This is a genomic window from uncultured Arthrobacter sp. (genome assembly GCF_964021775.1).
In the GTDB taxonomy this organism is placed as follows: Bacteria; Actinomycetota; Actinomycetes; order Actinomycetales; family Micrococcaceae; genus Arthrobacter.
The window spans coordinates 96,412-115,581 of sequence record NZ_CAXHZI010000004.1 but is presented as its reverse complement, the minus strand read 5'-3'; the positions used below and the strand labels follow the sequence as shown (position 1 = coordinate 115,581).

Genomic DNA, 19,170 nt, shown 5'->3' with positions numbered 1-19,170 from the left:
CGTGTCCCACCCGATCGATGTCGGATCAGTACTTGGCGGCCGGTACAAGGTCACAGCCACTGTACTGACCTCGCATGACCAGGATCTGGTGCTGGACGGAGTGGACCAGGTTCTGAACCGGCCGGTGAGCATCCTTGTAGCCGGTCCGGGCAACGCCGACCAGGTGGCGCAGAGCGCCCGCGAGGTGGCCACCGGCGAGCGGCCCGGGCATGTCCAGATCCTCGACCTGGGGGTCAGCGACGCCGCCACCTACCTCATCACCAACCACACTTCAGCCGCAGACCTGCTGGACCTTGTGGTGAGTTCCAACCCGCCCTACGTCGAACCGTTCTTCACCGACACACTGGGCAGTGAGATCTTCGGACAACCGCGGTCGAATGAGCCTGAGACCTATGACGGACTCTACGACGACGAGGAAGTCGACGCAGGCTACATCAACTATGGAGAGCACCAGCGTCAGGCCGGGCAGCAGCCCCCGACGCCGTCGGCACCCGCGCAGCGCGCCGCCCCGGCTCCGGCTCCGGTCGCGCCGGCCGCGGGCGCCCGCGGTACCGGCGCAGCAGCAGCCGGGGTAGCAGCGGGAGCGGCAGGGGTCGCCGCGGTGAACGCTGCGAAATCCCCGAATACCGCGCCGCAGGAAGCTGCGGTGCAGCCAACGGCAGCCCAGCCGGTCCAGCCCGCACAGCCTGTCCCGCCTGCACCGAAGACACCACCGGCGGATACGACCCCAAAGGTTTCCCGCTGGGAAGACGACGACTACGACGATGCCGAGCCGGATGAACGGACAACAGCGCTGGAAGCAGCAGCCCTCTCCGGCTCCGGTGCCGACCGGGCTGCGCGCAGCTTCCCGGCTTCCGCCAAGCAGACTCCGTCAGATGACCGCTACAACGACGACGAGGACGACGACGAGACACCCCGTCGCGAGCCCCGTTCCATGCGCTGGCTTGTCGGCGCCTTGCTGGCGGCCGTCCTGGTCATCGGCCTCATCTTTGCCGTAACCAACCTTGGCGGGCTTTTCAAGGGCAGTACACCCGAGGCCGGCAAGTCCACGGCTCCCGCAGCGAGCACGCAGGCGCAGTCCGCAACGCCCTCGGCCAGCGAAAGCGCACCGCCGGCCGCCGTGCCGCCGGCTATCGAATCGGTCAGCCGGATCGGTAACTTCGACTTCGCCGCAACCTATGACGGGGACCTGGTCAAGACCTTCGACGGCAACGCCGCCAGCTACTGGTCCGACATGGAATTTGCGAACGACGCCTGGGGCGGTTTCGCCCCTGACGGCGTTCCGCTGGTCGTCAAACTGAAGGCCCCGGCCCAAATCTCCTCGGTGACGCTGAGCCAGCTCGGCGCCTCAGGCGGCAATATCAGCGTCTTCACCAACAACCAGCCCTCGCTTGATGGCGCCAAACAGGTGGGCAGTAACAGCTTCACCTCGCCGGAGCTCACCATGCCGCTGCAGGAACCGGTCACGGCGCAGTACGTGATTGTTTCCATCAAGAGCCTGCCGAAACTGGCCGCCCCCAAGACCCGGTACGGCTACGGTCTCCGCCTGGCTGAGATCAAGATCCAGTAGGAGCTGCCGCGGCCGCGCATCCCTGCCCTAGCGCCGGGCCGGGCGGAATATTCAGCTACCCACCATAGTTGTGCCATGTGGCCGGCCACCCTGGCGGGCGCATCGATAAAGGAAGAGGTTCACCGTTCAGTGACCAACGCAGAAAACACCGCGTCCGAAGTACGTGATGTCATCATCGTCGGCTCCGGACCGGCGGGCTACACGGCCGCGGTGTACACGGCACGCGCCAACCTGAAACCGCTGCTCCTGGCCGGGTCCGTTACCGCCGGCGGTGAACTGATGAACACCACCGACGTCGAAAACTACCCGGGTTTCCCGGACGGCATCATGGGTCCGGACCTCATGGAGAACTTCGAGAAGCAGGCCGCGCGCTTTGGTACCGAGATCCAGTTTGAGGACGTCACCGAACTGGATCTCGACGGCGACATCAAGACCGTCACGATTGCTACGGGAGAGACCTTCCAGGCACGGTCCATTATCCTGTCGACCGGTTCCGCCTACCGCGAGCTCGGCCTGCCCAACGAAAAGCGCCTTTCCGGCCACGGCGTGAGCTGGTGTGCAACCTGCGACGGTTTCTTCTTCAAGGATCAGGACATCGCCGTGGTTGGCGGCGGCGACTCGGCGATGGAAGAGGCACTGTTCCTCACCAAGTTCGCAAAGTCGGTCACCGTGGTGCACCGCCGCGACACCCTGCGTGCCTCCAAGATCATGGCCGACCGCGCCCTGGCCCACGAGAAGATCAACTTCATCTGGAACAGCGGTGTGGAGGACGTGCTCGGCGGCGACAAGGTCACCGGGCTCCGGTTGAAGAACCTGCTTGACGGCACCGAAACGGAACTCGCCGTGACCGGCGTGTTCGTCGCGATCGGAAACGATCCCCGCACCGACCTCATCAAGGGCAAGCTGGACCTTTCGCCCGTAGGCACCATCGCCGTCGACGGCCGCACCTCCAAAACCAGCGTCCGGGGCGTCTTCGCCGCCGGCGACGTGATCGACCCGACCTACCGCCAGGCCATCACGGCTTCGGGATCCGGCTGTGTCGCAGCCCTCGACGTCGAGCACTACCTCGCTGACCTCCACGCCTAATCAGCGCGCGGCAATCACCCAAGAGAGAGACAAGGTTATGAGCAACGCTAAAGATGTAACAGACGCCAGCTTCAGCACCGACGTGCTGGGAGCCGACAAGCCCGTCATCGTCGATTTCTGGGCCGAATGGTGCGGACCCTGCCGCAAGCTCAGCCCGATCCTCGACGAGATCTCCGTTGAGTACGGCGAAAAGGTCAACGTCGTCAAGGTCAACGTTGATGACAACCCGGCGATCGCTGCCGAATACGGCATAACCTCCATCCCCGCCGTTTACCTGTTCCAGGGCGGCGAAGTGAAGGGCACCGTCATTGGCGCCCGGCCAAAGCAGTTCTTCGAAAAGGAATTCGCGGACTTCCTGTCCTAACCTGCTCCCGCGCTGGCCCCGCGCTGGCCGGTTGATCCGGCCGAAGGGTCCGCAGCCGGGCGGTGGCCCCCACTTCTAGAGTGAGGGCCACCGCCTTTTTTTGGCCCTCCTGCGTGGCTGAAGAGATCCGGGCGCGTCCCGGTGCGGGCCCCGGGGACGCAGAACCTTGTGGGCTGCATTTGCTGGCCGGCCGACGCGCCGGGGCGGCGTGCCGCCTGCGGCCGCTGGCCGCTGGCCAGAGTCAAACCGGAGCTGGCGCATTGACGGGGATGAAACCTAAAGTCGTTAATTGAGCTGCGTGAATTCGATGGAATTGGACACGACGACACCTACAGCGTCCGGCACACGGCAGTAGGCGGACACCAGCCTTCGATGAGCTCAGATTGCTAGGAATCACCGGCCGTTGAGCAAAAAACCTGCTGATCGCAGCGTGATCCAGGGGCACCCGCGGGGCTGGCGGCGCGCCAAGAGAGGCCTCCCACCCAGTGTGTGAGAAGGGCCGGCGGGTTGGCGCGGTAGGCCGCGCATCGCTGGGCCGGAACGGCTTGAACGCGGCGGGCGACCTAGGTTCGCCGACGCTAGTAGGCCGGATCTCATCTAACCAAGCTTCCGGCGGAGTTAGATCCTGCAATAGGCCGGTCCTCCTCCGCTTGCTTCGTCACTACCATCAGACCTCCCGCGCTAGGCGTCCCAGCGGGTGCATGTTTCACGTGAAACCGGAGGGCCCGCTTGGGGACCGTGTTCTCCTAAGATCCCGGTCCAAAATCCCCCTGGGATGCTGCCTTCGTTCGTATGTTTCCTCGCACCGTCCTCAACACAGTCATTCTCGGTACGTACCTAGGGGACAGTTGGCAATGTTTCACGTGAAACCTTGATTGGCGGGCCGTCAGGAACTCCATACCCGCTTTGCGCGCTGGCCCGGGTTCAGAACAGATTCCTCGTGCGCGCTGGGCCGTGTCTCCGCACTTTACCGCAGGAAGACAGGAGTTCGGCGCCGCGGACAAGCCGATCGTCGCGATTTCGGCCGTCCTCTGGAAGCGGCCGTCGATCATGACCTAGGTGGGCGGATCCAGACCGTGCGCGGGGCCCTCCGAGAACGTCTCTGAGAAGCCACAGGTACTAGCCCCCCGATCGCGGTGCGGCTCTGAAGTGGTTCTACCGCCGCGCTAAGGCTCGTCGAACCCCCGAAGTGCAGCTGCCCAGACTAGAACGGTGATAAATGATCCTCGGACAAAGTGGGTTGGGCGCCCGCCCAGGGTCATGTTTCACGTGAAACGCTCACCGGACAGCGGTTAACATGGATATCGCAGCGGAGCCATCGATCAAAGTGGCTGACGCGCGGGTTCACTGTTCATACCGATAGACAGCTATCAAAAGGACGATCAGCTCGAGGACCAGCGGCGTCGGCACACACCGCGGGCCATCGACGCGCACGCCCACACCGAGCCAGATCGACGCTGACCCCCTCGCGGGGGTGGCCTCAACGCGCGTATCCGCGCAGGGCCAGTCCTTACAGGGCCACACCGGCTGAGCCCCTTCGTGGGGTGCACTCAACGCGTGTATCCGCACGGCCAGAGCGCCTGAGCAATTTCGCGGGTGCCCTCTGCACTTCCGCTTGGTGGAGGACCACAAGCGGGTTGAGCTCGAATCCTAAGGAAAGAGGGGAGCCCGCCATTCGAGGACCTGGCGGTCCGCACCGCGCCACAGACAAAACCCAGCTCTCGTCGAATGGCGGACCGCGTATCGTCTTGTTTCACGTGAAACATAAAACCAGCGCGAGGAACTGCAATCAGTGAGTGCGCGGAGTACGCACTGTGGCAAATTTGCACGGTGCTGAACGGCCCTTAGCCTTGGGAAGCCGCGCCGCTTAGTTTACCCAAATGCCTCGCTCAGGCGGCCTACACCTTGTGGAACCTTCCACGGCGGAGCCGAGAAATCAATGCGGGTTGAGGAGTCGGCAGGGGATCATGCCGCGACAATAGGAGCGAGAAGGGCAGAGAGAACAGCTCAGGCGGCCTCTGAACTGAACCTATGTCAGTCAGCCCGGGGACAACCCACGCAGTCGCAGGTCACGTCGCAACCGGTTCTTGCGTCTGGCATGCTGGCGTTCTGGTGGCAGTGATGCGCTGTCCTTCTGCCACAGCGGCCTGCCTATCCAGGGCCCGCAGCTGCCGGCCTATCCAGAACAAGCGGGCGACCTCGCCAACACGGGATCGGGTCCCAGCCTCTTGCTTGGACCAGATGCGTGACACACGTCTGCTCGGCCCAAATCTTCAAACAACCCCTGGCAATCTCGGCAGGACTCACGACCCTGCGGGCGCCAAATCGCGGCAGTTCCACGTCCGGATACCGCCGGATAACCCTGCAGTTATCGGCGCAGCTCAGCGCAGGAGTCCGCAGGAACCACAACGCCCTGATGTCCGGAGGTCCCTTCAGCAGCAGGCACTGCTGCCGTACGGAGGTCCCAAGGGCAGCGTGTCCTGCTACTTCCGCTTGCGCGTTCAGAACCGCCACAACGCAGGTGACCCGGTGGCCCCCCTGGTACTCCGCCGGCACGGGTCGGATCTACCCCTCCCACCGAAAGCAAGGCATGCAGTGTTGTTTTGGTCGGGCTGACCTGGGGCACCTCCTCGTCTCCTGCCACCACCTCGACAACCCTTCCACCGCGGAGGTGCCCAGCCTTCGAGCGCCATCCGGGCGGCCCCATACACGTGACCCACCGCCATACAGCTCCACGCCAAACTCCCCAGCTGCATCATCGCTGGACAGAGCGTATGGGTCGGTCACGACAACGGGGTCGGACAAAACTATCTGACTTGTTCTGCGGTGGGGTGTGTGAAAGCACGGCATAAAATCCGCACACGGGTTCGGGCGCTGATTCTCATTACTCGTGAGCGACCCCCTCTGCCGTATGACGTCAGCCCGACTCTACTTCCACGACGGCGGGGAAGGGGCCCTTAAGTGGAAGGAGTAACCAGTTCACTGGCCCGGCGGGCCGTGGTTTGCCGATAGTTATACACATAGTTATCCACATGCCACTGAGATATTACGCACAGCTCTATCCACAGGTCTTACGCTGCAGATACCCCGCCTCAGCGGAGTGCCAACGATCGTTGTCTTAGGATCCGCAAATCCGACGTCCGACCTCTATTAGAGCGTCCATAGGGCGGGGACGCTCAGCCCGCCTAGATCATCCGAAATTTAACCACAGGACGGGGATTTTGGACGCACAGCCGGGTGTATGATTCGTCGTCGCAAACTCTTCTCACCGTTTCACGTGAAACATAACTTACCCAGCTCTGGGTCCAGCCCTACCTGGCTTCAGCGACCCACAATGCCCCTAGGGGCCGGCGCGCCTGAGCCGCAGCAGGTCCGGACTAATCCACAAAGTTATCCACAGGGATATCCACCGGCTTATCCCATCCAATCGTTCGTGTGCCGGTCGCCGTGAAGACCTACCTAGTGACCCCGATGCCTGGCCGTTAAACGGGGGGCGGCCAACAAATGCAGCGAAGCGCGAGACCATAGCCAGCTCCACCACAGAGTTCGGACCCGCTTAGAAGCCCATAGCCTGCGCAGCAACTGCGAGCCAGGAGTTCCTCCTAGGTTCCCAAAAGTAGAAGCTCCCAACCAGGTGGATGGGGCCCTCTCGGGTCGGACAAGCCAAGGACTGGCGGAACATCAGCTGGGGCCGAACAAGGCGCGCGGAAGGCGTCACAGTCATCGGTCGCTCATCCGACTGCGGGCTGCATCAACGCCATCGATTCAGGGACGAACACCCAGCCAAGTGGCCAGGAACGTGTCTGCCCGAGAACCTTCTCCGGGGGAGCGGGCCCAAAGTCGCGTCACCCTTCGTGAAGAATGGTTGAGCCTCCCGAGCTGCCACGGAGTGCCAAGCGATATCGCCGTAACACTGATCTAGGGGCAACCCTCCCACTGACAGTTAGCTGTGAGACCAGTACGTTACAGAGGACGCTGACCTGTCCATCACACCCATCAAACGCTAGGTGTCGGATCACCACGGCATAGAAGTCCATCCGCCTGCTGATCACCATGGCACCGCTACTATGCGTCTACTTGCCGCGAATCCAGCAGCCCCAGCTGTTCGCCAGCTCACAGCTCGATCAGCATCTTGGGCAATTTCCTGCGGCTCCTGCTGGTCGCATGTTCAGTTCGAGTCACAGCGCCATGAGTCTCAACTACTCGCTCCGCTCAAGCGCCACAGCGCCCTAGACGCCGTCCGCTGGCATCTAGGCGCGAACAGCAGAAAGAAGAGGGGAGACTGCGCAGCACTGCTGGTGATCCCTAGAGCGGCCGAGACGGCGTAAGGACTGACAGGAAGTTAGTTGAACTCGAGAAGCGCAGGGCCGTCACCTACCCGCCGGCGGTGATGTAGTGACCATGCCCGTCCTCACGAGTCTTCCGCTTGTCACTGCCTCGGACACTCAGCGGACTCCAGCAATAACTGACCACACCGCGCCTTGTTTCACGTGAAACATCTCGGAAAAGCTGACACTGACAAGGGGCTAGACTTCCATCGGAGCCCACGATGAGGTTCCATCAGGCATGCTGCGGACTGGCGCGCCCCACCCCCTCACCAGCATCGCCCTGATCTCGGGACTGTACGGCCTAACCCGCTCAAGAGTGACCCGGTCATAGGAACTGACTGGACTCTTCGGTAGCCCCAGGAAAGTCCGCCTCTTGCGGTAGTTCCCCTCGTGGCGTGCAACAGCGGCCCTGTTCATATTGAGCACCTAGTTCCAAATGCCATGAGCGCCGAAGATCTCAGCCTACCTAGGCCTTGAAGGGATTACACTTTCATGCGCACTTAGTGCCCGCGAAGCCTATTCCTGCCTCAGTCGTCGACTCTCCGCGATCCACGCATAAGCACTACACGGATAACGAGATAGGGCCATGGAGCACTGATGCCTACCGACGCGGGCGGGCAGCCGAAAACGGCGACAGCAACTGCTGCTGCATGTTGATTCGGCAGGCCTGGGGGTGTTTCACGTGAAACACCTCGGACCACTTGAATCGCAAAGTAGACAATGATGATACCTGCTCGGTGCTGTCTGGACAGGAGTTCGCAGATTCCTTGCAGTGTAACTGCGCGTTCAGCGATTACACGTCGGCTGATCACCCCCGCCCAGAAAACATTCCGCCGCACGGACGCGTACTGTCAGCCGTCGACGCACCGCCCGGTAACAACGATGCGGAAATCCAGCTGCTTCAAGCCGTGGGGGACGCTCCACAACGCCCACAAGCTCTGCAAAGAGCCTCAACCAGCTACGCTGAGATCTAGCCGCTCATGCAGTCCCGAGGGCCTCTACGACGCCTCCAGACAGGCACCGGACCCAGTCGGGTTCCTCTGGGGCTCCGATAGACACCACACAAGGGCCCGGGACTCTACCAATCGCAGACCCCAGGTTCCAGGTTCCCGGTTCCAAGTTTCAGGCTCCAGGTTCCCGGTTCCAGGTTCCAGGTTCCAGGGCATCGTTTAGCACCTGCCTACTCGAGGACCTGCACCTGCGCGGAGACGCGTCCCCAACAGCCGCAGACGGAGAGGGGAGCTCGGCCGAACCAAAGAACATGCTGGTATATCTGCAGAATCAGAGCACAAAAAACAGGCTCTGTTTCACGTGAAACAGAGCCTGTACGCCGAAGGCAGTGGTCGCTTAGCTTGGACTTCCCGGCGTAAGCACTTCCATGATCCGATTTAGGTCCTCTACGCTGGCGAATTCAATGCTTACGCGTCCCTTGCGGGCACCCAATGAAATCTTCACGTTGGTGTCCAAGCGGTCAGACAGTGAGGAAGCCAGATAATCCAAGCGCTCGTGCCGCGCACCCGGACGCGGGATGTTGTTCTTCGTAGGAGCTGCCGGGCTCTGGTACAGAGTTACAGCTTCCTCGGTGGCGCGGACCGACATGCCTTCAGCAACGATCTTCTGCGCCAGGCGTTCCATGGCCGCTGCATCGGGGAGGGCGAGAAGGGCGCGCGCGTGCCCCGCCGAAATGACGCCGGCACCCACCCGCCGCTGCACCAACGGCGGGAGCTTGAGCAGCCGAAGGGTATTGGATACCTGGGGCCGCGACCGACCAATACGATCGGCCAGCTGCTCGTGTGTGGTTCCGAAGTCCTCCAGCAGCTGCTGGTAGGCCGCCGCTTCTTCGAGCGGGTTCAGCTGGCTGCGGTGGAGGTTCTCCAACAGCGCATCGCGAAGCAGGTCATCATCGGTGGTATCGCGGACAATCGCGGGGATTGTTTCCAGGCCGGCAGCCTGCACTGCACGCCAGCGGCGTTCACCCATGACGAGCTCATACGGCTCGCCACCTTCCTCGGTTGAAGTCCGCACCACAATTGGCTGGAGGACACCAATTTCGCGAACCGAGTGCACCAGCTCCGCCATGTCGTCCTCATCGAAGACTGAGCGCGGCTGCTTGCGGTTGGGGTGGATGTCCGACACCGCGATTTCCGCAAAACGGACGCCCGGGACCTCAACCAGATCCACCCCATTGTCTGCGGCGTCAACCTCGGCCGCAGAAGCGGTCCGCGCGTCGGCGTCGTCCGCGTCCTGTGTAGCGGTCCGGGCCGCAGATGCGTTGCGGGCGGGTGCCTTCTTGGCGGCAGCACCGGCAGACGTTGCAGGACGCGCCTCCTTGGCGGCTGAGCTCTTGGCCGCAGTCGTGGACGGAGCAGCCGCCTCGGCAGCCTGGTCTGAAGCTGCGGTGCCCGAAAGTGCTTCCGGTGCGGAAGACGCCGTTGTCTTCTCTGCCGGGGCTGCTGGGGCAGCCGGGGCTGCCATCGTTTCGGCGGTCTCTTCCATCGACACCGCATCGGAGCTTCGCTTCCTGGCTTCCGGGAAGAACAAATCCACGGGCCGGGACGGCGCGGAACCGTTTCCGGAGGCGTTAGCCGAGGCGGAACTTGGAATCAGCGCGCCAAGTCCACGGCCGAGGCCGCGTCGCTTATCGCTCATGGATAAATCCCTCCAGTGGAAGAGCCCGGCAGACCGCGGCTCTGGCTAGTGCAATTGTTGAGAAGATTCTAACGTTCAGCAATTTCCGCTGCGGCTTCCAAATAGGAAAGAGCGCCGCTGGAGGAAGGGTCGTAGGTCATCACGGTCTGCTGGTAGCTCGGGGCCTCCGAAATGCGCACCGAGCGGGGAACCACAGCTCCGAGGACCTGCTCCGGGAAGTGTTCACGAACCTCTGCGGCCACCTGGGCGGCGAGGTTGGTTCGTCCGTCGTACATCGTCAGCAGAATCGTGGATACCACCAGATCGGCATTGAGGTGCTTCTGGATCATTTCAATGTTCTTGAGCAACTGGCTCAGCCCTTCCAGTGCATAGTATTCGCACTGGATCGGGATCAGGACCTCACTGGCCGCGCAGAAAGCGTTGACCGTCAGGAGTCCCAGGCTCGGCGGGCAGTCGATGAAGATGTAGTCCAGCCGTTCCTCGCCGTTCTTGGCGCGTTCCTTGGCGTAGACGTCGATGGCACGCCGGAGCCGCTGCTCACGGGCAACCAGACTGACCAGCTCGATCTCGGCACCGGCCAGGTGGATGGTGGCCGGGGCGCAGATCAGCTTGGCGATATCCGGGCAAGGCGCCACAACGTCCTGCAGCGGCACGTCATTGATGAGGACGTCGTAGATGCTGTCGACGTCGGCGTGGTGTTCTATACCCAGTGCGGTTGAGGCGTTGCCCTGCGGATCGATGTCGATCACCAGCACGTTGAGGCCGGCGGCAGCGAGGGCCGCGGCAATGTTGACCGTGGTGGTTGTCTTACCCACCCCGCCCTTTTGGTTCGAGACGGTGAAGATGCGGGTCTTCTCCGGCTTCGGCAATTCACGGCCGAGCAGGCTTTCCCGGCGCTTGTTTTCGTGTGCCAGTTCGCGCGCGATCGGGCTGGAGTCGTCAATGGAGTCCAGGACGTTGGCTACCGACGAGCCTGAGGTTTCACGTGAAACGCTGGCAACCGTTGGGGCTGCTGCAACCGATCCGGTTTGCTTAGCGGAAATGTTGTGAGTGAGGGCGGGCGCGGAAAAGGCCCGTGCGGACCCCAGGGACACAAACGGCGGAATCCGTTGTGTGGAGGCTTCGCTACTGCTCACTTGACACTCTCGCTCTCATTCGGCTTTTACTGCCGGTTACTAGCCTAACCTCTTACCCTGGAAGACCGAGGGCACCGGGCTGGTGCTACGCAATCTTTCGAGGCTTGTTCACAACGATTCGGACGACTGTTGTGGGTTCCTCGAGGAGGTCCTCACCGACCACAACCACGGAGGTCTCGACGCCGCCCAACTTCCGGATCACCTTGGCGGCTTTCTCAATCTCCTCGCCGGCGCTGCGCCCCTTGATCGCGACAATCTCGCCCTTGCCGCCAAGCAGCGGAATGGTCAGTCCTGCCAGGTTGGAAAGGGCGGAAACGGCCCGCGCGGTGACAACATCGGCAGTTACTTGGCCCACGGCCAGTTCCGCGCGGGTCCGCATCACGGTGACGTTCTCCAGGCCGAGGTCATCGACCACTTCCTGCAGCCAGATCACCCGACGCTCAAGCGGTTCAATCAGGGTCAGTTCCAGGTCTGGCCGCGCGATGGCGAGGCAAAGTCCTGGGAGACCGGCCCCGCTGCCGACGTCGGCGACGTGGCTTCCCGGGGCAATCTCACGTTCAATGACTGCGCAGTTAAGCACATGCCGGCTCCACAGACGCGGCACTTCGCGGGGGCCGATCAGGCCCCGTTCCGTGCCGGAGGTGGCCAGATGCTCAACGTAACGCTTCGCCAGCTCCAGCCGGTCACCAAAAATAGCCTCTGCGGCCTTCAATTCGGCCGCGTTAATCTCCACCATCAAGCTACCCTGCGAATCAGTCTGCGGAGACAACAATGTGGCGGTCGGCGCCTTCGCCTTCGGATTCGCTGACAAACCCGAGATCGGCCACGGCGTCGTGCACAATCTTGCGTTCGTAGGCGCTCATGGGGGCCAGCGCCACCGCCGCGCCGGTCTCCTTGACCGAGGCGATCGCGTCTTCGGCGATCTGTTGCAGGTCACCGGCCCGGTCTGCCCGGTAGCCGTTGATGTCCAGGACCAGGCGGGAGCGGTTCTCCGTGGCGGAGAGCACCGCGAGGCGGGTCAGCTCCTGGAGGGCTTCGAGTACCTCGCCGTCGCGGCCCACGAGGTTCTCCAGGCCGGAGCCCTCCTCCTCGGCAACGATGGAGATGTAGGTGCGGCCGTTGCGCACCTCGATGTCGATGTCACCGTCGATGTCGGCGATGTCGAGCAATTCCTCGAGGTAGTCCGCGGCGACGTCGCCCTCTTCCTCCAGCCGGCTCGCCGACGTACCCTTCGCGGAGCCCGCACCGGCATCCTCGGAGTCGGACCCGGCCTCGCCGACGCCGTCCTCCTGGACACTGTCCTGCAAGTCGTAGTCGACGGGCGTCTCGGCGGAAATAGCGTGTTCGGTGCTCTCGGCAGACATTACTTCCTCTTCCTGTTCTTGCGCTGGGGCTGGACGCGCTGGCTCTTCGCGGCGGCGACGGCGGCCGCCGCCGCGGCAGCCGCTTCAGCCTCGGCGTCGACCTTCTTGGCGCCCATCAGGGGCAGGGATGGCATTCCCTTGGCGGCACGGCGCTCGGCGAGGGCCTTCGCGGCCGGGGATCCCGGTGTCGGCATCCGGCGGATGACAAAGAACTGCTGGCCCATGGTCCAAAGGTTCGTGGTGGTCCAGTAGATCAGGACACCGATGGGGAAGTTGATTCCGCCGATACCAAAGACGAGCGGCAGGATGTACAGCATCATCTTCTGCTGCTTCATGAACGGGCTCGCCATGGCCTCTTCGGACATGTTTTTGGCCATGATCTGCTTCTGGGTGATGAACTGCGAGGCCGTCATAGCCAGGATCATCACGATCGACAGTATCCAGACCGCCACCTGGTTGCCGCCACCGCCGTGGAGCAGGGACGCCGACAGCGGGGCGCCGAAGATGCTGGACTCGTCGAACTGGACCACCTGGTCGTGGCTCAGGGCGCCGATGCCCTTACCGGTGGTCTTGGCGTTACTGATACCCGAGAGCACCTGGAAGAGGGCAAAGAAGAACGGCATCTGGATCAGCATCGGCAGACAGGCCGAGAAGGGGTTGGTGCCGTGCTTCTTGTACATGGCCATCTGTTCCTGCGCCATGGCCTGGCGGGAGAGCTGGTCGGTCTTGCCCTTGTACTTGTCCTGAAGCTTCTTCAGATCCGGCTGCAGCAGCTGCATGCCGCGCTGGGCCTTGATCTGCTTGACGAACACGGGGATCAGGGCGGCACGGATGACCAGCACCAGCCCGATGATGGACAGCGTCCACGTCCAGCCGTTGGCGGCCGGGAGGCCGATGGCGCTCAGTCCATCGTGGAAGCCCACCATGATGATGGAAACCAGCCACTTGAACGGAAACATGATTGTTTCAAAGAAGTCCATACGATATCCCTATTCGTCAGGCCGCCGAGCGGCCTTCTCCATCAGACCGAGCAGCCAAGTACTTGTCCGGGTTGTTCAGTACAACAATTCTGGGGGTGTGGCCGTCGGGCCACTCCCGGTGCCCGGCGGGGACATGGTCCACACCGCCGGAATTCCATGGGTGGCAGCGCGCGAGGCGCCGGGCCGCGAGCCAGCTGCCCTTGACGGCGCCGTGCACCGTGACCGCCTCCAGCGCGTACGCCGAGCAGCTGGGGAAAAAGCGGCAGACCTGTCCATACAGCGGGGACACCACTTTGCGGTAGGCCATCAGCAATACGATCAGGAGGTTGCGGGGCAGATTCCACATCGCCCGGCCCAGCCAGGCTGCGGCGGCTTTAAGGCGGGATCCAGGAACAGGGACGACGGCGGCAGTTGAGTTACGCACGCGGGGTCCCTTCCTGTGTTGTCTCGTAAGAAACTGTAGAAGCGGCCTGTGGAAGGCGGCTGCCCAACCGTTTCATGGTTGTCTCCAAAGCAGCGTCATAGTCGCCCAACAGATCATCCCAGCCGGCAGCTGCCGAGGCGGGCAGTGCCCGGACCACGATAGCGAACCCGCTGGGATATTTCTGCAGCGACAAGGCGCCGGCTTCTCTTAGTCTCCTCTTAACGAGGTTCCTGACAACAGCGTTCCCAACACTCTTGGAAACGATGAAACCGATCCGGCTTGGTTCATCGGCAGCGAGAGCTGCCGCATATAACACTAAGTTCCGGCGTCCATTGCGGACGCCGGAACGTACAGTTGTTGAAAAATCGGTAGGGGTCCTCAGACGGTTCCGGGTGGCTAGCACCGTTCAACTCGCATAGGGATGGTGACCGACGAGTCAGTTATTTAGGCCGACAGCTCGGTGCGGCCCTTGCCACGACGGGCTGCCAGGATGGCACGGCCGGCACGGGTACGCATACGAAGGCGGAAGCCGTGCTTCTTGGCTCGACGGCGGTTATTCGGCTGAAAAGTCCGCTTGCTCACGTTAGTTACTCCAGTGGATCAAAGGTGCGCCCACCCGATCAAAAAAGGGGAAGAACTGGCCGACGCTAAGTTTTGTATGTGCCGCCTCCCTCGACTCGCAAGACGCAGGCGTCGGGGAGAGATTCAAATGAGGCGAAAAGCGGACACAAAGGACTTCACAACGTTAGGGGAAAAACGCCCCCGGAGTCAAACCGGACGCTGGCCCGCCGCTTGTCCCCAGCTGTGGTTAACCGGGCCGCCTGCCTGTGGATGAAGTGCGTCACGCGCCCCGATTTGGAACCACACCCGTGTAATTATCCACAGGGCTGATCCCAGCTATCTTCTAGGCTTTTGATCCCCTAGAGTGTCCCAGTAGCCGATTATCCACGGACTGTGCACAACCCTGTGGATTATGCCGGGGCCAGCAGTCTGGTTCGGTCTTGTGGCTGCAGGTAACGCAGGCAAGCAAGGTTTGAGGAACTGATTGATGACGGTAGACGAAGCCAACCACGCGAACACCGTCGGAAGTTCCTGGCGGCGGGTGGTCAGCCTTCTCGAGAACGACCACCGGGTCACACCCCGGCAGCGTGGCTTCGTAATCCTCGCCCAGGCCCAGGGCCTCATCGGCTCCACCCTGCTGGTCGCCGTCCCCAATGAACTCACCCGGGAGGTGCTCCAGACGCAGGTCAAGGAAGCCCTCGACGACGCCCTGCGGGACGTCTTCTCCGATGAGATCCGCTGCGCGATCGACGTCGACACCGACCTGGTGCCGCTTCACGTCGAGCCGGAACCCACCGCCGAACTTTCCCTGGTTGCCGATCCCTTGGTGGAGCTGAAGCCGCAGCCGATGCTGCCGAGCACGTCGCATGAATTTGGCCGGCTCAACCCGAAGTATGTCTTCGACACCTTCGTAATCGGTTCCTCCAACCGCTTTGCGCACGCCGCCGCCGTCGCCGTCGCCGAAGCGCCCGCCAAGGCGTACAACCCGCTCTTCATCTACGGGGACTCCGGGCTGGGCAAGACCCACCTGCTGCACGCGATCGGCCATTACGCACGCCGCCTCTACAGCGGCATCCGGGTCCGCTACGTGAACTCCGAGGAATTCACCAACGACTTCATCAACTCGATCCGCGACGATGAAGGCACCAGCTTCAAGACCACTTACCGCAACGTGGACGTCCTGCTGATCGATGACATCCAGTTCCTGGCCGGCAAGGACCGGACGCTGGAGGAGTTCTTCCACACCTTCAACGCGCTGCACAACAACAACAAGCAGGTGGTCATCACCTCCGACCAGCCGCCCAAGCTGCTCGCCGGCTTCGAGGACCGGATGAAGTCCCGCTTCGAGTGGGGCCTGCTCACCGACATCCAGCCGCCGGAACTGGAAACCCGCATCGCGATCCTCCGCAAGAAGGCGCTGAGCGAGGGTCTGTCCGCGCCGGACGATGCCCTGGAGTACATCGCATCGAAAATCTCCAGCAACATCCGTGAACTGGAGGGCGCGCTCATCCGCGTCACGGCGTTCGCGAGCCTGAACCGGCAACCGGTGGACGTGGCACTGGCCGAGATGGTGCTCAAGGACCTGATCACGGACGACGGCGCCCAGGAAATCACCTCAGCGCAGATCCTGACCCAGACCGCCGATTACTTCAAGCTCACCATGGAAGAACTCTGCAGCAAGTCCCGCACCCGGACCCTGGTCACGGCCAGGCAGATCGCAATGTACCTGTGCCGCGAGCTCACCGACATGTCATTGCCCAAGATTGGCCAGGAACTCGGCGGCCGCGACCACACCACGGTGATCCACGCCGACCGGAAGATCCGTGAACTGATGGCCGAACGCCGTGTGATCTACAACCAGGTCACCGAGCTGACCAACCGGATCAAGCAGCAGCAGCGCAATTCCTAAGCATCGCTGCCGGCGCACTCTTACCTTATTAACAGGAGGCTGTGGACAACCCTGTGGATAGTTAAGGGGACAACCGCAGTTAATGGGCTTAAAACCCTTAAGGCGCCTGTGGATCGGCGAACCGGCCAAAAATGTTGTCCCCATCCACACCCTGTTTAAAACCTGCTCAACCCACAGTCCATGAACAGGGCTTAACCCCGGAACGGCACGGCCAGACCGAGTTATCCACAGTTTCCACAGCAGTTATTAACACTACTAATCCCAAGAAAATGAAATTCCCTCAAACAACAGTTTCTTGCCGACCCACCACCGGCCACCCCGGACCCTGCTGAACCGAGGCGCCGGACCCCCGTCCGGAACCACACAGGTGTAACCCGGGGATGGGAGAACTCGGATCTTGGGGCTAAGCTGTCTGCAGTGCGTCCGCCCCGGACATGTTTTGTGATTCCGTCCCCGGCGCCGGGGACCGGTGGCCAGGACACCCGGGATGAATGCACTTACCTTTTTGGCGGAACCGGCACTGCGTCCGGCACCGCCATGGCCCTGTGAGTTTTAGCTTTTGTCAGCAGCAATGAAAGGCGGCACCCTTCCGTGAAGTTCAGAGTCGAGCGGGACGTCCTGGCCGAAGCCGTGACCTGGACCGCCCGGTCGTTGTCTCCGCGGCCGCCTGTTCCAGTGCTTTCCGGCCTGCTCCTCAAGGCAGAAGCCGGCACCGTCAGCCTCTCGAGCTTTGACTACGAGACTTCGGCCCGCCTGGAAATTCCTGCGGACATCACCACCGAAGGCACCATCCTGGTTTCCGGCCGCCTGCTCGCCGACATTTGCCGCAGGCTGCCCTCGGCCCCGGTGGAGATCGAAACCGATGGCAACAAGGTGACCCTGACTTGCCGCCGAAGCAGCTTCCACCTGGCCACCATGCCCGAGGCTGAATACCCGCCGCTGCCCGCATTGCCCCCGATCAGCGGCACCGTTCCGGGCGACTCCTTCGCCCAGGCCGTGTCCCAAGTGATCATCGCGGCCAGCAAGGACGACACGCTGCCCATCCTGACGGGTGTCCGGATGGAGATCGAGGACGATCTCATCACCCTGCTGGCCACCGACCGCTACCGCCTCGCCATGCGCGAGGTACCGTGGAAGCCGGCAACCCCCGGTATCTCCACAAGCGCGCTGGTCAAAGCCAAAACCCTCAACGAGGTCGCCAAGACCCTCGGCGGCAGCGGCGACATCAACCTCGCCCTCGCCGATGACGACAGCCGACTGATCGGTTTCGAAAGCGGCGGCCGCACCACAACGTCGCTCCTGGTCGATGGGGACTACCCGAAGATCCGCTCGCTGTTCCCGGATTCCACGCCGATCCACGCCACCGTGCAGACCCAGGAACTGGTCGAAGCCGTCCGCCGCGTCTCGCTCGTGGCCGAGCGCAACACCCCGGTGCGCCTCGCCTTCACCCAGGGCCAGCTGCACCTCGACGCCGGAACCGGTGAGGACGCCCAGGCTTCGGAGGAGCTCGAAGCCCAGCTGACCGGCGAGGACATCACCGTGGCCTTCAACCCGCACTACCTGATCGAGGGCCTGAGCGTCATCGAGACAAAGTTCGTGCGGTTCTCCTTCACCACGGCGCCCAAGCCGGCGATGATCACCGCCCAGCAGGACGCCGACGGCGAAGACCAGGACGACTACCGTTACCTGGTCATGCCCGTCCGCCTCCCCAACTAGTCCCACCGCCCCCCTCGCCTCGCAAGTTCCCATCGGCTCCCAGCCTTCGCAAGCTCAGGCAGGGCCCCTCGCCGATGGGGCTCCACGGCCAGGGAACCCTGGCGGGGTGGGCCCAGGCTGTTGTCTTTCTGGGCTCCAAAACGACGACCGACACCCAGCGCAGAAAAGAGTTCACCTAAGTGCACATCGGACTAATCGGCCTTGGAAAAATGGGTTTCAACATGCGCGAAAGGCTGCGCAACGGCGGAATCCAGGTCACCGGATTCGACCGCAACCCGGACATCACCGACGTCGCCAGCGTCGACGAGCTGATCGCCGCTCTGCCGGCGCCCCGCCTGATCTGGGTCATGGTTCCGGCCGGCGAGATCACCGACGCCGTCATCACCGACCTTGGCAACAAGCTCGACGCCGGCGACCTGGTGGTGGACGGTGGCAACTCCCGCTTCACCGAGGACCAAAAGCACGCGGCTGCGCTGGCCGAAAAGGGCATTCGTTTCCTCGACTGCGGTGTCTCCGGAGGCGTCTGGGGCCTCCAGAACGGCTACGGACTGATGGCCGGCGGCGATTCCGCCGACATCGAACGCGCCCTCCCGGTCTTCGACGCGCTCCGACCGGAAGGTGACCGCGCGGACAGCTTCGTGCACGTCGGCGGTGTGGGCGCCGGACACTACGCCAAGATGGTGCACAACGGGATCGAATACGGTCTGATGCAGGCCTACGCGGAAGGCTATGAACTTCTCGCCGCGAAGGACATTGTGACCGACCTGCCGGGAACGTTCCGGGCGTGGCAGAAGGGCACCGTTGTCCGCTCCTGGCTGCTGGATCTCATGGTCAAGGCCTTGGACGAGGATCCGGGGCTGGCGTCCATTGACGACTACGTCGAGGACTCCGGCGAGGGACGCTGGACCGTGGAGGAAGCGATCGCCAACGCGGTCCCGGCCCCGGCCATCACCGCGGCGCTGTTTGCGCGCTTCTCCTCCCGTGAGGACAGCTCGCCGGCCATGAAGATGGTTTCGGCTTTGCGCAACCAGTTCGGCGGACACGCCACCCGGCCGGCCAAGTAGACCCTGGAATCCTGAAACC

14 protein-coding genes are annotated in these 19,170 nt (G+C 62.7%); 6 read left to right on the top strand and 8 right to left on the bottom strand.

Annotation, left to right across the window (positions count from 1 at the left end; all coding sequences use genetic code 11):
- Position 1: 1 nt before the first annotated feature.
- The 3 genes from ABIN76_RS05725 to trxA all read left to right on the top strand — a co-directional run bounded on the left by ABIN76_RS05725 (position 2) and on the right by trxA (position 3,020).
- The gene (locus tag ABIN76_RS05725) at positions 2 to 1,570 is read left to right on the top strand and encodes an ABC transporter substrate-binding protein (protein WP_346958756.1); all 1,569 of its coding nucleotides are present in this window, start codon (positions 2 to 4) and stop codon (positions 1,568 to 1,570) included.
- Between the two features lie 129 nt (positions 1,571 to 1,699).
- Positions 1,700 to 2,656 carry a thioredoxin-disulfide reductase gene (gene trxB, locus ABIN76_RS05720; protein ID WP_346958755.1) on the top strand — a complete coding sequence of 319 codons (957 nt, stop codon included), beginning with the start codon at positions 1,700 to 1,702 and terminating at the stop codon, positions 2,654 to 2,656.
- Between the two features lie 37 nt (positions 2,657 to 2,693).
- Positions 2,694 to 3,020: a thioredoxin gene (gene trxA, locus ABIN76_RS05715; protein WP_346958754.1), complete on the top strand. Its 327-nt coding sequence runs from the start codon at positions 2,694 to 2,696 to the stop codon at positions 3,018 to 3,020.
- 5,675 nt (positions 3,021 to 8,695) lie between these two features.
- Here trxA and ABIN76_RS05710 read toward each other — a convergent pair.
- From ABIN76_RS05710 to rpmH, 8 genes are all read right to left on the bottom strand, one after another.
- Positions 8,696 to 9,997 carry a ParB/RepB/Spo0J family partition protein gene (locus ABIN76_RS05710; protein ID WP_346958753.1) on the bottom strand — a complete coding sequence of 434 codons (1,302 nt, stop codon included), beginning with the start codon at positions 9,995 to 9,997 and terminating at the stop codon, positions 8,696 to 8,698.
- A 68-nt stretch (positions 9,998 to 10,065) separates the two neighbouring features.
- Positions 10,066 to 11,133, bottom strand: coding sequence for a ParA family protein (locus ABIN76_RS05705; protein ID WP_346958752.1), 1,068 nt, complete (start codon positions 11,131 to 11,133; stop codon positions 10,066 to 10,068).
- An 85-nt stretch (positions 11,134 to 11,218) separates the two neighbouring features.
- Positions 11,219 to 11,869 carry a 16S rRNA (guanine(527)-N(7))-methyltransferase RsmG gene (gene rsmG, locus ABIN76_RS05700; protein ID WP_346958751.1) on the bottom strand — a complete coding sequence of 217 codons (651 nt, stop codon included), beginning with the start codon at positions 11,867 to 11,869 and terminating at the stop codon, positions 11,219 to 11,221.
- A gap of 16 nt (positions 11,870 to 11,885) precedes the next feature.
- Entirely contained in the window at positions 11,886 to 12,497 is a 612-nt protein-coding gene (locus tag ABIN76_RS05695; RefSeq protein WP_346958750.1) for a R3H domain-containing nucleic acid-binding protein, read from the bottom strand.
- Positions 12,497 to 13,477: a membrane protein insertase YidC gene (gene yidC, locus ABIN76_RS05690; protein ID WP_346958749.1), complete on the bottom strand. Its 981-nt coding sequence runs from the start codon at positions 13,475 to 13,477 to the stop codon at positions 12,497 to 12,499. Before yidC ends, ABIN76_RS05695 begins: the two co-directional genes overlap by 1 nt.
- A 16-nt stretch (positions 13,478 to 13,493) precedes the next feature.
- Positions 13,494 to 13,901 (bottom strand): membrane protein insertion efficiency factor YidD, encoded by a 408-nt coding sequence (gene yidD, locus ABIN76_RS05685; protein WP_346958748.1) that lies wholly within the window; start codon positions 13,899 to 13,901, stop codon positions 13,494 to 13,496.
- Positions 13,894 to 14,304, bottom strand: coding sequence for a ribonuclease P protein component (rnpA, locus tag ABIN76_RS05680; protein ID WP_346958747.1), 411 nt, complete (start codon positions 14,302 to 14,304; stop codon positions 13,894 to 13,896). The genes yidD and rnpA overlap by 8 nt, the downstream gene beginning before the upstream one ends.
- Before the next feature lie 41 nt (positions 14,305 to 14,345).
- Positions 14,346 to 14,483: a 50S ribosomal protein L34 gene (gene rpmH / locus ABIN76_RS05675; RefSeq protein WP_003800212.1), complete on the bottom strand. Its 138-nt coding sequence runs from the start codon at positions 14,481 to 14,483 to the stop codon at positions 14,346 to 14,348.
- Positions 14,484 to 14,949: 466 nt separating this feature from the next.
- Between rpmH and dnaA the strand changes: the two genes are divergently transcribed.
- The 3 genes from dnaA (at position 14,950) to gnd (ending at position 19,151) form a co-directional block, all read left to right on the top strand.
- On the top strand, positions 14,950 to 16,371 hold the full coding sequence (dnaA, locus tag ABIN76_RS05670; RefSeq protein ID WP_346958746.1) for a chromosomal replication initiator protein DnaA: 1,422 nt from the start codon (positions 14,950 to 14,952) through the stop codon (positions 16,369 to 16,371).
- A gap of 591 nt (positions 16,372 to 16,962) precedes the next feature.
- Complete coding sequence (dnaN, locus tag ABIN76_RS05665) at positions 16,963 to 18,087, top strand: DNA polymerase III subunit beta (protein ID WP_346958745.1); 1,125 nt, start codon at positions 16,963 to 16,965, stop codon at positions 18,085 to 18,087.
- A gap of 179 nt (positions 18,088 to 18,266) precedes the next feature.
- Positions 18,267 to 19,151 carry a phosphogluconate dehydrogenase (NAD(+)-dependent, decarboxylating) gene (gene gnd, locus ABIN76_RS05660; protein WP_346958744.1) on the top strand — a complete coding sequence of 295 codons (885 nt, stop codon included), beginning with the start codon at positions 18,267 to 18,269 and terminating at the stop codon, positions 19,149 to 19,151.
- Positions 19,152 to 19,170: the final 19 nt, after the last annotated feature.

Excerpts from the sequence above, each read along its gene's own strand:
- trxA (WP_346958754.1), top strand. The coding sequence starts at position 2,694 with ATGAGCAACGCTAAAGATGTAACAGACGCCAGCTTCAGCACCGACGTG.
- ABIN76_RS05710 (WP_346958753.1), bottom strand. The coding sequence starts at position 9,997 with ATGAGCGATAAGCGACGCGGCCTCGGCCGTGGACTTGGCGCGCTGATT.
- rsmG (WP_346958751.1), bottom strand. The coding sequence starts at position 11,869 with ATGGTGGAGATTAACGCGGCCGAATTGAAGGCCGCAGAGGCTATTTTT.
- ABIN76_RS05695 (WP_346958750.1), bottom strand. The coding sequence starts at position 12,497 with ATGTCTGCCGAGAGCACCGAACACGCTATTTCCGCCGAGACGCCCGTC.
- yidC (WP_346958749.1), bottom strand. The coding sequence starts at position 13,477 with ATGGACTTCTTTGAAACAATCATGTTTCCGTTCAAGTGGCTGGTTTCC.
- dnaA (WP_346958746.1), top strand. The coding sequence starts at position 14,950 with ATGACGGTAGACGAAGCCAACCACGCGAACACCGTCGGAAGTTCCTGG.